Annotated in this window: 9 protein-coding genes and 1 pseudogene; 3 read left to right on the forward strand and 7 right to left on the reverse strand. The window is 66.1% G+C overall.

The annotated features are described in order from the left end of the window. Together HL666_RS20505 and HL666_RS20510 are read right to left on the reverse strand one after the other, a co-directional pair. A pseudogene (locus HL666_RS20505) lies at positions 1–194 on the reverse strand (hypothetical protein); the annotation flags it as partial. 264 nt (positions 195–458) lie between these two features. Next, a complete protein-coding gene (locus HL666_RS20510) occupies positions 459–1775 on the reverse strand; it encodes a mechanosensitive ion channel family protein (RefSeq protein WP_172111688.1) in 1317 nt (438 codons plus the stop codon). 209 nt (positions 1776–1984) lie between these two features. Between HL666_RS20510 and HL666_RS20515 the strand changes: the two genes are divergently transcribed. Further along, a complete protein-coding gene (locus HL666_RS20515) occupies positions 1985–3778 on the forward strand; it encodes a potassium/proton antiporter (RefSeq protein WP_172111687.1) in 1794 nt (597 codons plus the stop codon). 3 nt (positions 3779–3781) lie between these two features. On the opposite strand, the gene HL666_RS20520 is transcribed toward HL666_RS20515, so the two are convergent. Then, entirely contained in the window at positions 3782–4297 is a 516-nt protein-coding gene (locus HL666_RS20520) for a hypothetical protein (RefSeq protein WP_172183292.1), read from the reverse strand. A 172-nt stretch (positions 4298–4469) separates the two neighbouring features. Beyond that, complete coding sequence (mepA, locus tag HL666_RS20525; RefSeq protein WP_172111685.1) at positions 4470–5411, reverse strand: penicillin-insensitive murein endopeptidase; 942 nt, start codon at positions 5409–5411, stop codon at positions 4470–4472. A gap of 375 nt (positions 5412–5786) precedes the next feature. Here mepA and HL666_RS20530 point away from each other — a divergent pair, with 375 nt between their 5' ends. Beyond that, positions 5787–8012 carry a sensor domain-containing protein gene (locus HL666_RS20530; RefSeq protein ID WP_172131351.1) on the forward strand — a complete coding sequence of 742 codons (2226 nt, stop codon included), beginning with the start codon at positions 5787–5789 and terminating at the stop codon, positions 8010–8012. Between the two features lie 76 nt (positions 8013–8088). On the opposite strand, the gene ftrA is transcribed toward HL666_RS20530, so the two are convergent. Then, complete coding sequence (ftrA, locus tag HL666_RS20535; protein ID WP_172111683.1) at positions 8089–9075, reverse strand: transcriptional regulator FtrA; 987 nt, start codon at positions 9073–9075, stop codon at positions 8089–8091. Between the two features lie 99 nt (positions 9076–9174). On the opposite strand from ftrA, the gene HL666_RS20540 reads away from it, so the two are divergent. After that, positions 9175–9573 (forward strand): rhodanese-like domain-containing protein, encoded by a 399-nt coding sequence (locus HL666_RS20540; protein ID WP_172131350.1) that lies wholly within the window; start codon positions 9175–9177, stop codon positions 9571–9573. A 200-nt stretch (positions 9574–9773) separates the two neighbouring features. Here the strand turns inward: HL666_RS20540 and HL666_RS20545 are convergent, their stop codons facing one another. Beyond that, the gene (locus HL666_RS20545; RefSeq protein WP_172131349.1) at positions 9774–11741 is read right to left on the reverse strand and encodes a methyl-accepting chemotaxis protein; all 1968 of its coding nucleotides are present in this window, start codon (positions 11739–11741) and stop codon (positions 9774–9776) included. A 137-nt stretch (positions 11742–11878) separates the two neighbouring features. After that, positions 11879–13690, reverse strand: a complete 1812-nt coding sequence (gene lepA / locus HL666_RS20550; RefSeq protein WP_172111680.1) for a translation elongation factor 4 — start codon at positions 13688–13690, stop codon at positions 11879–11881. Positions 13691–13785 lie beyond the last annotated feature (95 nt).

The raw sequence follows: 13785 nt of genomic DNA on the forward strand, positions 1-13785 counted from the left end.
AGCTGGCCGGCGACGCCGCCGATCTGATTGCCGAGGCCCTGATGGCCGAAGGCTCCGCCGATCATGCCGCCCAGCGGCGCGCCATATTGGCCGAGCAGATTGCCGACGAAACCCTGCGGTGCCAGCTGCTGGGCAGCAAGCAGGCCGTAAGGCACCGTCGACTGGAGTGCACCGTTCACTTGTTGTCCGTCCATGGTCTTCCTCCTCGGTCGCAGATCGATTCAAATTGCTTGCGATCGCGATCCGCCGCGCGACAACGACGGGATCGCTGAGCACGCCGACGATAGAAAGGGCAGGACAGGGGGTGAATGGACCATGTGGTACACGCGGAGGCACAGGGCCATCACGTCGATACCGTGCACATGGAGTGAAGGCGCTGTGCACCTTCACTCTCGCGTGAACTATGAACTACTTCATATTTCCCGATGCATGCGTCGATGCGACGCATGGCGTTCGGATCAGGTCGGCACTTCGACCGTCGTCTCCACCGGCAGCGCGCCGCCGCGAACGCGCAGCTCGCGCACCGGATAGGGCACGCGAATGCCTTCGCGCTTGAAGGCGTCCCATAGCGACAGCATCACTTCGCTCTTGACACTGTCCATGTAGCTGGGATCGGCGATCCAGCATGTCAGCGAGAACTTCATGCCGGCCTCGGTGAATTCGGTGAGCAGGCAGCTCGGCGACTTGGACTTCAGCGTGCGCGGCGTCTCGTTGGCGATCTCGATCGCGAGCTTGCAGACGAGGCGCGGATCGGCGTCGTAATTGGTGCCGAAATTCACTTTCACCAGAGTGTTCTTGTCGGTGTAGGTCCAGTTCGTCACCTTCTGCGTGACGAGATCCTCGTTCGGGATCAGGAACTCGCGGCCGTCACCGGCAGCAACGGAGATGTAGCGCGTGTTCATCGCGCTGATGCGCCCCGAGCTGTCGCCGATGGTGACGAGGTCGCCCGGCTTCACCGACTTGTCGGCCAGCAGGATGATGCCGGCGACGAAATTGGCGACGATGCGCTGCAGGCCCAAACCGATGCCGACGCCGGCGGCGCCGGAGAAGATCGCGAGCGCCGACAAATTGATGCCGACCGCGCTGATTGCAATGGCGATGCCGAAGATCATCAGGCCCATGCGGACCATCTTGATCAGCAGCACCTGGATCGACGGCGTCAGGTCGGTCGAGCGCGTGATCCGGCTCTCGACGAAATTGCTGGCGATGTTGGTCAGCCACAGCACGCTGAGCAGCAGCACGCCCAGCTTGATCACCAGCAGCGGCGTCAGCCTGAGGCCGCCGAGCACGACCGAGAAGGAATCGAGCGCGTCGACCACGTTGTCGAGCTGGCCGATGATGCTGAGCGCCGCGACCAGCCAGGCGGAGATCGACACGATCTGCACGATGAAGGTGCTGCGGATCACCGAGGTGATCAGGCGGATGACGAGCCAGGCCAGCGCGAGCTTGAGCGCGACGGCGAGCAGGTAGCTTCGGCTCGGCCAGGTCCACAGCACCATGCCGGTGCGCGCGATCCGCATCAGGATCACGAAGACCACGGTGGTGACGCTCTCCAGCAGCACCCGCAGCAACTGCCGCAGCGGGCCGGGCCAGCCCATTGCCAGCGACGTCATGTCGATGCGCGCGCGCACGGCGGCGCTGGCCGCAAAGGCGATGCCGGCGCCGCTCAGCACCAGGCCGAGCTGCAGATAGAACCAGGGTGAGGTGACCTCGGCGCCGATCGAGCGGGCAACGGTCTGCAGGAATTCGAGAACGTCTTTGAGATCGAGGTCCATCAGCGGGGTCTCGGCGAGGAACGGCGGCGCGGGTCGGCCAGATCGGCGGGATTTAGTTCGTTTTCGTTACAGGCGATTGCCCCGAAATATACCCCGAACACGGGCAAGGATGGAAAAATGGGCATATCGCCGCGATATGAGCAAATCCGGTTGGCGTGCAAGTGTGGCGACGATAAGGATGTAAAAGTCGGATCCATCAACGTTTTTTCATGACATCCCTCGACGCCGTCAGCATTGCCATCCTCCTTGGCGCGGTCCTGGTCATGGCCGGGATCCTGTCCAGCCTGCTGGCGCTGCGCTTCGGCGCGCCGCTGCTGCTGGTGTTCCTGGTGATCGGCATGCTGGCGGGCGATTCCGGTCCCGGTCATATCGAATTTCAGGACGTCCGTACCACTTATCTGGTGGGATCGGTCGCCTTGGCGCTGATTCTGTTCGACGGCGGCCTGCGCACGCGCTTCCAGAGCATCCGCACCGTACTGGCGCCCTCGATGGTGCTCGCGACCGTCGGCGTGCTGATGACCGCGTTCATCACCGCGCCGGTGGCGAAATATGCGCTCGATCTCGGCTGGACCGAGGCGATGCTGGTCGGCGCCGTCATCGCCTCGACCGATGCGGCGGCGGTGTTCCTGCTGGTGCATGCGCAGGGACTGCGACTGCGGCCGCGTGTCGGCGCCACGCTGGAAGCGGAGTCCGGCAGCAACGATCCGTTCGCGGTGTTCCTCACCCTGATGCTGGTCGAGCTGATCTCCGTCGGTCACGGCAGCGTCGGGCATTTTGTGTTCGAGCTGGTGCGCGAAGCCGTGCTCGGCACGCTGTTCGGCATCGTTGGTGGCCGCTTGGTCGTGATCGGCCTCAACAAGGTCGCGCTGCCCCAGGGCCTGCACGCGCCGTTCGTGACCACGGCGGCGCTGGTCATCTTCGGCATGGCGCAGATTGCCCATGGCTCCGGCTTCCTCGCCGTCTATCTCGCCGGCCTCATCGTCGGCAACCGGCCGACGCGGGCGCATAATTCGGTGGTCACCTTCCTCGATGCCGCGACCTGGCTCGCCCAGATCGTGATGTTCGTACTGCTCGGATTGCTGGTGTCACCGCAGCGGCTGCTCGACAGCCTGCTGCCTGCGATTGCCGTGGCGCTGGTGCTGATGCTGGTCGCACGCCCCGTGGCGGTGTTCCTCTGTCTCCGTCCGTTCCGCTTCAACTGGCGGGAAAAGGCGTTCATCGCCTGGACCGGCCTGCGCGGCGCGGTCGCGATCTTCCTCGCCTCGATCCCGATGCTGGTCGGCCTGTCCAACGCCTATCTGTATTTCGACGTCGCCTTCGTCGTCGTGATCATCTCGCTGCTGGCGCAGGGCTGGACGCTCGGCGTCGCCGCGCGCAAGCTGCACGTCGCGCTGCCCCGCACCGATCGCGGTCCGCGCCGGATCGAGCTCGATCTGCCCGGTCAGCTCGAGCAGCAGCTCGTCGGCTATGCGATCCGCTCCAAGAGCCTGTATTTTCGCCGCGGCTTGATCCCGTCCTGGTCCAAGCCGACGCTGGTGATCCGCAACCAGCAGATCCTGTCGCCGGGCGAGGCCGAGCCGATCGCGCCGGGCGATTATCTCTATCTGCTCGCGCCGCCGGAAAAGGCCGAGTCGCTCGACCGCTTCTTCGTCGACATGCCGCCGTCCGCCGCGCCCGATCCGCATCTGCTCGGCGACTTCATGGTCTCGGCCGAGCACACGCTCGACGAGGTCGCCGGCATTTATGGCGTCAAGCTCGGCGAGGGCGAGGACAAGCTGACGCTCGCGGATTACTTCGACATCCATCTCGACAACGCGCCGAAGGAAGGCTCGACCGTCGCGCTCGACACCATCGTGCTGGTGGCCCGCTCGATCTCCGGCGGCCGCGTCAATGTCGTCGGCCTGCGCCTGCCCGAGGATGAAGAAGAGCCGCCGGTGCTGACGCGCAAGCAGCAGATGCGGCGCAAGCTCGCCGATGTCTGGTCGTCGGTGGCGGGGGTGTGAGGCTCATTCCGCCGGCAGGATCGCGACCGAGATCTCAGCCTGTGGCGCCCCGCTGACCTGGAGCACGAAGGGCTGTCCGGCGAGTTCGTATTTCACGGTCTTGCGAATGCCGTCGCAATCGGTGGCGCCGCTGAAGGCGATCGGCCTGAGGGTCGTGCCGTCCTGAATGAGGTCGATCCAGGCCGCCGTTGACAGGCTCACGGTATAGACGCCCGCCTTGGGCGCTGCCGTCATCCGCGTAAAGCCGGCGAAGGTGCCTTCCCTCGGTGAGCGTTCCGGCGTGGTCGGCAGCTTGGCGTCGGCGAACGGATACAGCGTGAGCAACAGTCCGGAGGCAGGTAGCGCTGCGATCTCGGCGCCCGAGTCGAGTGTCTTGCGGTCGGCGGACGTCAGCGCCGCACGCTCGCGCGCGATGTCCCATTTGAACTTGTCGCAGCCGCTCGGCTCGGCGGCCCAGGAGGTTGCGCCTGCGGCGAGGCTCAGGAGGAGGGCGGCAGCGGCGCGACGGATCTGGGGCATGACGAACTCGCACGGTTGGGCCGCACAACGCGAAAGCGCTGCGCGCAGCATCACATCATTGTCTGGAGGTGGGACCATCATCCCGTTCGAGTGCTGCGCTTACGGCGCGAGCATTCACATCCTAGCGCACTCTGGCGTCGCGGCGAATCGCGATCGCGTCAGAGCTTGCATCTCAGTTCTTGGCATCAGGTGCGTGCAGCACGGCGCGGCAACTCGGCGGCAGCTGCGCCATGGTGATCGGCTGCGGCGGCTTGGGCGGCTCCTTCGGCGGCGGCGGATGCAGCACCGCGTCCGAGAACCAGTAGTCGAGGTCGCCGCAGCCGTCGCCGCCCTCCTGGTCGGTCTGGCCATGGCAGTCCGGATTGCCGGGCGGGCACACCATGCGGATGTGGAAGTGATAGTCGTGGCCCCACCACGGCCTTACCTTCGTGAGCCAACTGCGGTCGCCTTTGGCGTCACGGCACAACGCCTTCTTGATTGCGGCGTTGACGAAGATGCGTTGCACCGAAGGCTCTTTCGCGGCGGCGCGGATCACGGCGACGTGCCCCTTCGTGAACACCCGCGGATCGACGTCCAGCCGGTCCTGGCGCACCATCATCACCGCCGACATTTCCTCGCGCTCGTTGCGCGACAACCGGTGCTCCGGCATCGGCGTCAGCCAGATGTCGGCGTCGAGCCCGATCTGGTGGCTGGCATGGCCGCTCAGCGCCGGGCCGCCGCGCGGCTGGCTGATGTCGCCGACCAAAATGCCGGGCCAGCCGGCATCCTTGTGCGCGCGCACGGCCAGGCGCTTGAGCAGCGCGATCATGTTCGGGTGGCCGAAATTGCGGTTGCGCGACAGCCGCATCACCTGCCAGCCCTCGCCATTGATCGGCATCCGCTCGGCACCGGCGATGCAGCCGCGATTATAGGTGCCGAGCACCTTGGTCGGCTGCGCCGAGGGCAGCAGCCTGCGCGCGAATAGCTCCTTGGCCGGCGTCTCAGGATCGTCGGGTCGGACCAGCGGCGGCAGGGCTTTCGGCTCGACGCTGCCCTTATCCTGGGCATGGACCGGCGCCGTGGCGGCGATCGCGGCCGCACTCATGACGGTCATCAGAATCAGGCGGGCATGCATGGCGCCAGTCTAGCGGCTGGCGGCAGGCAGGGAAGGGCGCCAAAGGCGGGCTTGTTAACGGTTGCGTAACCCTGCCGGCGGATTGGCGGAACCGCCCGAACACGGCTCAATTGCCTGCTTTGGTTCGGTAGTTGAACGATACGCGGACGTCGATTGCACGCAATGCGCGCAGTTTCTCGCGGCTGCCGACGAGGCAGACTTACCTGCGGTTGTGGTGAAATTTTTGATTGACCATGTTCAGCGCCAGCGTCTCCCGCATTCGGCGAGTGCGTGCTCATGTTCGCGCAATCGACGATAGTGGTCTCCTGCACCAAGATACCATTTTTTCAGACCCTTGGCCGAAAACTGACGGCAATGAGGAGAGAGAGGCACGCGATGCGGCCTGTTCGGCCAACCAAGCCCAAGAAGCAGAAGCGCGTGCCGTCCGCCCGCGGTTCTTTCCGCCCGGTCAAGCCAAGCCCGAAGCTGGGGCGGCACAACCTGCGGGAGACTGCCGCCAGCGACGAGATCGCGAGCACGCGCGCCGAGGCGGAAGCCGCCATTGCGGAGGCGAAGAAGGCGCATGACCGCCTGATCGAGGCCATCGACCTTCTCCCCGAAGGGATCGTGTTCCTCGATTCCGACGGCCGCTACATCCTGTGGAACAAGAAATACGCCGAGATCTATAACCGCAGCTCCGACCTGTTCCAGTCCGGTGCGCGCCTGCAGGACACGATTCGGGTCGGCGTGGCGCGCGGCGACTATCCTGAAGCGGCGGGACGCGAGGAGGAATGGATCGCCGAGCGGCTGGAGAAGCTGTTTCAGCCGAGCGGACGCCACGAGCAGAAATTGTCGGACGGTCGCACCATCCTGATCGAGGAGCGCCTTACGAGCGACGGCGGCGTCGTCGGCCTGCGCGTCGACATCACCGAATTGAAGCAGCGCGAGGAATCGTTCCGCCTGCTGTTCGACGGCAATCCGGTGCCGATGATCGTCTGTGCCCGGGACGACGGGCGCGTGCTCGGCGTCAACGCCGCCGCGGTTCAGCACTATGGTTACAGCCGTACAGCTTTCGAGCGGCTCAGCATCCGTAACCTGCAGGCCTATGAGAGCGAGACGCCCTGGGGCGAGGAGCAGTCGATCGAGGAGAAGGCGGCGCGCACCTGGAAGCATGTCCGCGCCGACGGCACGCTGATCGACCTCGCGATCTATCTGCGCCATCTCGTCCACAACGACCAGCCGGCCGTGCTGCTGGCGCTGATGGACATCACCGAGCGCAAGCGCGCCGAAGCGCGGCTCGCCTTCCTCGCGCAGCACGACGCGCTGACCGGCCTGCCGAGCCGCAACCTGCTGCGTCAGCAGATCGACGACAAGCTGATCCAGATGCGGCGCGGCTCGGAGAAGATGGCCGTGCTCGTGCTCGGCCTCGACAATTTCAAATCGATCAACGACACCTTGGGCCATGGCGTCGGCGACCGGCTGCTGCGCGGCGTGGGGAAGCGGCTGCGTTCGATCCTGCGCCAGGAGGACATCGTCGCGCGATTGAACTCGGACGAGTTCGCGATCGTGCAGGGCGGATTGGCGCGCCCCGAGGAGGCTGCCCAACTGTGCCGGCGCCTGCTGCAGGCAATCGCCGATCCCTATCTGATCGACGGCAGCTCGGTGACGATCGGCGCGACGATCGGCATTGCGATGGCGCCGAACGACGGCGACGACGCCGAGAAGCTGCTCAAGAACGCCGATATGGCGCTATCTCGCGCCAAGACCGAGACGCGCGGCTCGTTCAGCTATTTCGAGTCGGGGATGGATGCGCGCGCGCAGAGCCGGCGCAAGATCGAGACCGAGTTGCGCGCCGCGATCCAGCGCGACGTATTGCAGCCGCACTATCAGCCGCTGATCGATCTCTCGAGCGGACGGATCACCGGCTTCGAGGCGCTGGTGCGCTGGCCGCATCCGGAACGCGGCATGATCCCGCCGTCCGAGTTCATTCCGATCGCCGAGGAGACCGGCCTGATCTCGGGGCTGGGCCGCTCGATGCTGCGCCAGGCCTGCAGCGACGCGGCGAAGTGGCCGGACGAGGTATGTGTCGCCGTCAATATGTCGCCGCTGCAGTTCCGCGTCGGCAACGTGCTGTCGCTGGTGATGGATGCGCTCAAGCAGTCCGGCCTGCCGGCGAGGCGGCTCGAGCTCGAGATCACCGAGACGCTGGTGCTGGAGAAGAGCGGACAGGTGCTGGCGACCCTGCATGCGCTGCGTGCGCTCGGCGTGCGGATCTCGATGGACGATTTCGGCACCGGCTATTCCAGCCTGAGCTATCTGCGCAGTTTCCCGTTCGACAAGATCAAGGTCGACCAGTCCTTCATCCGCGATCTCGCCGCCAACCGCGAGGCCCAGGCAATCGTCCGCTCGATCGTCAGTCTCGGCAAGGGCCTCGGCGTCACCATCACCGCGGAGGGCGTGGAGACGGAGGCCGAGCTGCGCTGCCTGCGCGCCGAAGGTTGCCACGAGGCGCAGGGCTATCTGTTCAGCCGTCCCCGGCCCAACGTCGAGATCGTCGGCCTTCTGCAGGCGCAGCGGGATGCCGCGGACGGGACATCGTCGGGCAAGGCGATGGTGGCTTGAGGCGCGGGACGCTGCGTAGAGCCCCGGTGGGGAGAAGTGGAGATCGCGGCTGGCGGCTCACTTCGACCGATACACGTCAACCTTGTGCTCTGAACCGCGCGCGATAGGCCGCAGGCGACGTGCCGACGCTGCGCCGGAACGCGACGCGAAAGGTCTCGAGCGACTGGTAGCCGCATTGCGCCGAGATATCGGCGAGCGACAGCGTTCCGCTCTCCAGTAGCTCCCTTGCGCGTGACATGCGCTCCTGCTGCAGCCAGGCGGCCGCGCCGGCGCCCGTGCTCTCGTTGAAGCGCCGCAGGAAGGTGCGCTCGCTCATCCGGGCACGCTTGGCCATCGCGCTGATCGCGATCGGTTGCGACAGCCGGGCGCGAGCCCAGTCCATGACCTCGCCGATCGTGCGTCCCGGGCGCGCCTGAATCGGCGCGGCAACATATTGCGCCTGGCCGCCGTCGCGATGCGGCGGCATCACCAGGCGCCGGGCCACGCTGTTGGCGACCTTGCTGCCGAAGTCGCGGCGGACGAGATGCAGGCAGGCGTCGATGCCGGCAGCGCTGCCGGCCGAGGTGATGACATTGCCCTCGTCGACATAGAGCGTGTCGTCTTCGATCCGGATGTCCGGATACAGCCGCTTCAGATCGGGCATGTGCCGCCAATGCGTGGTGGCGCGCTTGCCGTCGAGCAGGCCGGCCGCTGCGAGGACAAATACGCCCGAGCAGATCGAGAGACACCGCGCACCGCGCGCGGACGCCTGCGTGATGGCGCGCAGCAGGCGCTCCGGCGGGCGCTCGTTCCGGTCGCGCCAGCCCGGCACGATGATCGTGCGCGCATCTTTCAAACGCGCCAGCGGGGCATCGGCCTCGACGACGACACCGCCGATCGCGCGTGACCGCCGGCTCTCGGCCGACACGACCTTGAACTGATACCAGGGGAAATCGAACTCCGGCCGCGGCAGTCCGAACACTTCGACGGCGATGCCGAACTCGAACGTGCACAGCCCGTCATAGGTGATGACGGCGACGAGACCGGGATCAGGATCAAGGCGTTTGGCGACGGCGCGTGACATTGGCGGAAACTTACCGGACTTTGTCAGATCCGTCACTTGGGGCGCCGGGCGTCACGCGCGAGACTGGACCTGCTTACGCAACGACGCAGGAGAGACCTCATGACGACCTATGTCACCGAAGTGCCGGCAGCTCCGTCAGAGCAGGCGCTCGCGCATTTCGAGGCGATGCTCGCCTACGAGACCGATTGCTGGGACGTGCATGAAAGCCTGCGTGCCGCCGAGCTGGACTTCGTCCTGGTCGACGTCCGCGGTCCGGCCTCGTTCGCGAAGGGACATATCGCCGGGGCCGTCAATATTCCGCACCGGACCATGACGGCCGAGCGGATGGCTGCGTATCCGGCTGACACGCTGTTCGTGGTCTACTGCGCCGGCCCACATTGCAACGGCGCCAACCGCGCCGCCATCCGCCTCGCGCAGCTCGGCTTGTCGGTGAAGATGATGATCGGCGGCATCACCGGTTGGCTCGACGAGGGCTTTGCGCTGACGGGGGGCGATTGAAGCGAAGCTGAAGTGAGAGCCCAGCTCTCACGTCATCCATCACCAGCGTCGTCCCGGCGAACGCCGGGACCCATACGCCGTGTCGCCTGTGGTCAAGCAAGCTGCAGCTCCAGCTTGCTCCAACTCCGGCTTCGGTGGCTATGGGTCCCGGCTCAAGGCCGGGACGACACCGAGTTTGGGGCGGGCGCTGTTGGCTCTCACTACGCCGCCTTGCGCAGGCCGGCCAGGAACGTGTCGACGCTCTTGAATAGCTCGCCCGCGTGCTTGCCGAGGTCGCGGGTCGCGGTCATGACGTGTTCGGCGAGCGCGCGCGACTGCTCGGCGGCGTCGCTGGCGCCGACCACGTTCTGCGACACCTCGCTGGTGCCCGAGGCCGCCTGCTGGACGCTGCGCGCGATCTCGCGCGTCGCCGAGTCCTGCTGCTCGACGGCGGCGGCGATGGTCGCGGCAATGCCGCTGATCTCCTGGATCGTGCCGCTGATGTCGCCGATGGCGGTGACGCAGTCGGACGTCGCCGCCTGGATCGAGCTGACCTGGCCGGCGATCTCTTCCGTCGCCTTGGCGGTCTGCCCGGCCAGCTCCTTGACCTCGGCGGCGACCACGGCGAAGCCGCGGCCGGCCTCGCCGGCGCGCGCCGCCTCGATCGTGGCATTGAGCGCGAGCAGATTAGTCTGGCTCGCGATCGCATCGATCAGGCGCAGCACGTCGCCGATCTTCTCGGCGGCGGCGGCCAGGCTGCCGACCATCTCGGTGGTCTGCCGCGCCTTGATGACGGCGCCGTCGGCGACCTTGCTGGAATGCGCGACCTGGCGGCCGATCTCGGTCACCGAGGAGGCGAGTTCCTCGGAGGCGGCGGCGACCGTCGACACGCCGCTCGAGGCTTCCTCGGAGGCGGCCGCCGCGGCGGCGGTGCGCTGCGAGGTGCCGTTGACGCTGACCGTGATCTCCTGGACCACGCGCTCCATGTCCTGCGTGGCCTTGGCCACGGACGAGACGACGCCCTTGACGTCGGCCTCGAAGCGGTCGGCCATCTGCCGCTGCAGCACCTGCTTGTCGTGTTCGGCCTGAAGCTGCGTCGCCTCCTGCGCCGCGCGCAGGCTGCTCGTCTCGATCATGTTGCGGCGGAAGACGTCGACCGCCTGGGCCATGGTGCCGAGTTCGTCCTTGCGCTGGCCGCCCGGGATCGAAACCTCGGTATCGCCGCTCGACAGGCGGTGCATCACGGCGGTGATCGCGACCAGCGGGCGCGAGATGCCGCGGGCGACCAGCAGCGCGACGATGACCGCGAGCAGCAGGATCACGACCGTGCCGATGATCAGCTGCTGCTGCGCGCTGGCGGCGGCAGCCTGATAGGCGGTGGTGTCCTCGATCACCTCGAGCACGGCGATCGGGTCGCCGGCATAGTTCTTGATCTGGCCGGCATAGACTGCGGCGGGCCTGCCGGCCAGCGTGGCATCGCGCAGCAGCGGCGCGCCCTTGAACACCGCGAGCACCTCGTCCGTGGTGGCGACGGTCTCGTCGCCGAAGGTCGAGGACAGCCGCTTCGGCTGGCCGTCGTTGATCCAGTAGACGGCGAGATCGATGCCGAAGCGCCGCTTGGCGCGCTCGACGAATTCCTTGCCGAAGGCAGCGCCGACATCGACGGTGGCGATCACCTTGCCGTCGCGCACGATCGGCGTCATGCCGAAGATGCCGAGCGACAGCCGGCTCTGCTCGACGCCGGCGATCTGTTTGCCGGTCTGGTTGGCCTGCACCACGGTGATGCGGCGCTTGGAAGTGTCGTCGCCGAACACCTTCGGCTCGTGCACGCGATAGAAATTGGTGGCCGGCGGCGCCCACACGTTCACCAGGGGAATGCCTTGCGCCTTCAGCAGCGGCATCGCGCCGCCGAGCAGGGCGCCGAGCGCGTCGCGGTCGCCCTTGAGATAAGCGTCGGCGATCGGCGGCAGCGCCGCGAGCGTCGAGCTCACTGCCAGCGCCGCGCGGCCCTCGTAATCGATGCCGGCCGACACGCTGTCGAACTGCAGCTTGAGCTGCTGCTCCAGCGCAAGGCGAGTCAGCGCGCGCTGCTGGATGACCGAGAAGGTGCCGAGCACGGCGCAGGCGATGGCGACGGTGAGCGAGAGCGCGATGATGAGGCGGGCGGAGATCGACCGAAGGCGGGACATGGGGGCATTCCTTGCTTTGCAGCAAGGGTCCCAGATTACCATTAAGGAAGAGATACCGTAGTTGTACGGGACCGCAGATTCTGCCGGTGGGTGCCTAGTTTCAGGTCCCAATCAACCCGACGCGGCGCAGCCCGGCCTCAGCTATCCACCTTGAGCGCGGCGATGAAGGCTTCCTGCGGGATATCGACCTTGCCGAACTGCCGCATCTTCTTCTTGCCTTCCTTCTGCTTCTCCAGAAGCTTCCGCTTGCGCGTGATGTCGCCGCCATAGCACTTGGCGGTGACGTCCTTGCGCAGCGCGCGCACGGTCTCGCGCGCGATCACCTTGCCGCCGATCGCCGCCTGGATCGGGATCTGGAACATGTGCGGCGGGATCAGGTCCTTCATCTTCTCGACCATCGCGCGTCCCCGGCCTTCGGCGCGGGTCCGGTGCACCAGCATCGACAGCGCATCGACCGGCTCGTTGTTGACGAGGATCTGCATCTTCACGAGGTCGGCCGGCTTGTAGTCGGTCAGATGATAGTCGAACGAGGCGTAGCCCTTGGAGACGGACTTCAGCCGGTCGTAGAAGTCGAACACCACCTCGTTGAGCGGCAGGTCGTATTTGACCATCGCGCGGCTGCCCACATAGGTGAGCTCCTTCTGATTGCCGCGGCGATCCTGGCAGAGCTTCAGCACGCTGCCGAGATATTCGTCCGGCGTCAGAATGGTGGCCTCGATCCAGGGCTCCTGGATCTCGGCGATCTTGACCACGTCGGGCATGTCGACCGGATTGTGGATCTCGATCTCCTCGCCGTCGGTCAGCTTCATCTTGTAGATGACGGATGGCGCGGTCGCGATCAGGTTGAGATCGAACTCGCGGCTCAGCCGCTCCTGGATGATCTCCAGATGCAGCAGCCCGAGGAAGCCGCAGCGGAAGCCGAAGCCGAGCGCGGCGGAGGTCTCCATCTCGAACGAGAAGCTGGCGTCGTTCAGCCTGAGCTTGCCCATGGCCGAGCGCAAGGTCTCGAAATCGTCGGCGTCGACCGGGAACAGGCCGCAGAACACCACGGGGATCGCCGGCTTGAAGCCCGGCAGCATCTCCGACACCGGCTTGCGGTCGTCGGTGATGGTGTCGCCGACGCGCGTATCCGCGACTTCCTTGATCGCCGCGGTGATGAAGCCGACCTCGCCGGGGCCGAGCTCGTCGACCTGGGTCATCTTCGGCGTGAAGAAGCCGACGCGCTCGACGTCATAGGCCGCACCCGTGCCCATCATGCGGATGCGCTGGCCCTTTTTCATCACGCCGTCGACGATGCGCACGAGCACGACGACGCCGAGATAGACGTCGTACCAGCTGTCGACAAGCAGCGCCTTCAGCGTCGCGTCGCGGTCGCCCTTCGGCGGCGGCAGGCGGGTGACGATCGCCTCCAGCACGTCGGGAATGCCGAGGCCGGTCTTGGCCGAGATCATCACCGCGTCGGAGGCGTCGATGCCGATCACGTCCTCGATCTGCTGCTTGATCTTGTCGGGCTCGGCGGCCGGCAGGTCGATCTTGTTGAGGACCGGGACGATCTCGTGGTTGTTGTCGAGCGCCTGGTAGACGTTGGCGAGCGTCTGCGCCTCGACCCCCTGGCTGGCGTCGACCACCAGCAGCGAGCCCTCGCAGGCCGCCAGCGACCGCGACACCTCGTAGGCGAAGTCGACGTGGCCGGGCGTGTCCATCAGGTTGAAGATGTAATCCTTGCCGTCCTTGGCGCGGTATTGCAGGCGCACGGTCTGCGCCTTGATGGTGATGCCGCGCTCGCGCTCGATGTCCATCGAATCGAGCACCTGCTCCTTGCCCGCCATCTCGCGGTCCGACAGGCCGCCCGTCATCTGGATCAGGCGATCGGCCAAAGTGGACTTTCCATGGTCGATATGGGCGACGATGGAGAAGTTGCGGATGTTGGGAATGGGGACGGTCGTCATGGGTCGCGCAGATAGCATCAAGGGCCCCTGACCAGCAACCATATTGCTGAATTTCCAGGGCCTTTCTTCACGCCAAGCTGATTCCCCGTGGCTCG

It is taken from the genome of Bradyrhizobium aeschynomenes, assembly GCF_013178945.1.
Lineage (GTDB): Bacteria > Pseudomonadota > Alphaproteobacteria > Rhizobiales > Xanthobacteraceae > Bradyrhizobium > Bradyrhizobium aeschynomenes.

Excerpts from the sequence above, each read along its gene's own strand:
- HL666_RS20510 (WP_172111688.1), bottom strand. The coding sequence starts at position 1,775 with ATGGACCTCGATCTCAAAGACGTTCTCGAATTCCTGCAGACCGTTGCC.
- HL666_RS20515 (WP_172111687.1), top strand. The coding sequence starts at position 1,985 with ATGACATCCCTCGACGCCGTCAGCATTGCCATCCTCCTTGGCGCGGTC.
- HL666_RS20520 (WP_172183292.1), bottom strand. The coding sequence starts at position 4,297 with ATGCCCCAGATCCGTCGCGCCGCTGCCGCCCTCCTCCTGAGCCTCGCC.
- mepA (WP_172111685.1), bottom strand. The coding sequence starts at position 5,411 with ATGCATGCCCGCCTGATTCTGATGACCGTCATGAGTGCGGCCGCGATC.
- HL666_RS20530 (WP_172131351.1), top strand. The coding sequence starts at position 5,787 with ATGCGGCCTGTTCGGCCAACCAAGCCCAAGAAGCAGAAGCGCGTGCCG.
- ftrA (WP_172111683.1), bottom strand. The coding sequence starts at position 9,075 with ATGTCACGCGCCGTCGCCAAACGCCTTGATCCTGATCCCGGTCTCGTC.
- HL666_RS20540 (WP_172131350.1), top strand. The coding sequence starts at position 9,175 with ATGACGACCTATGTCACCGAAGTGCCGGCAGCTCCGTCAGAGCAGGCG.
- HL666_RS20545 (WP_172131349.1), bottom strand. The coding sequence starts at position 11,741 with ATGTCCCGCCTTCGGTCGATCTCCGCCCGCCTCATCATCGCGCTCTCG.
- lepA (WP_172111680.1), bottom strand. The coding sequence starts at position 13,690 with ATGACGACCGTCCCCATTCCCAACATCCGCAACTTCTCCATCGTCGCC.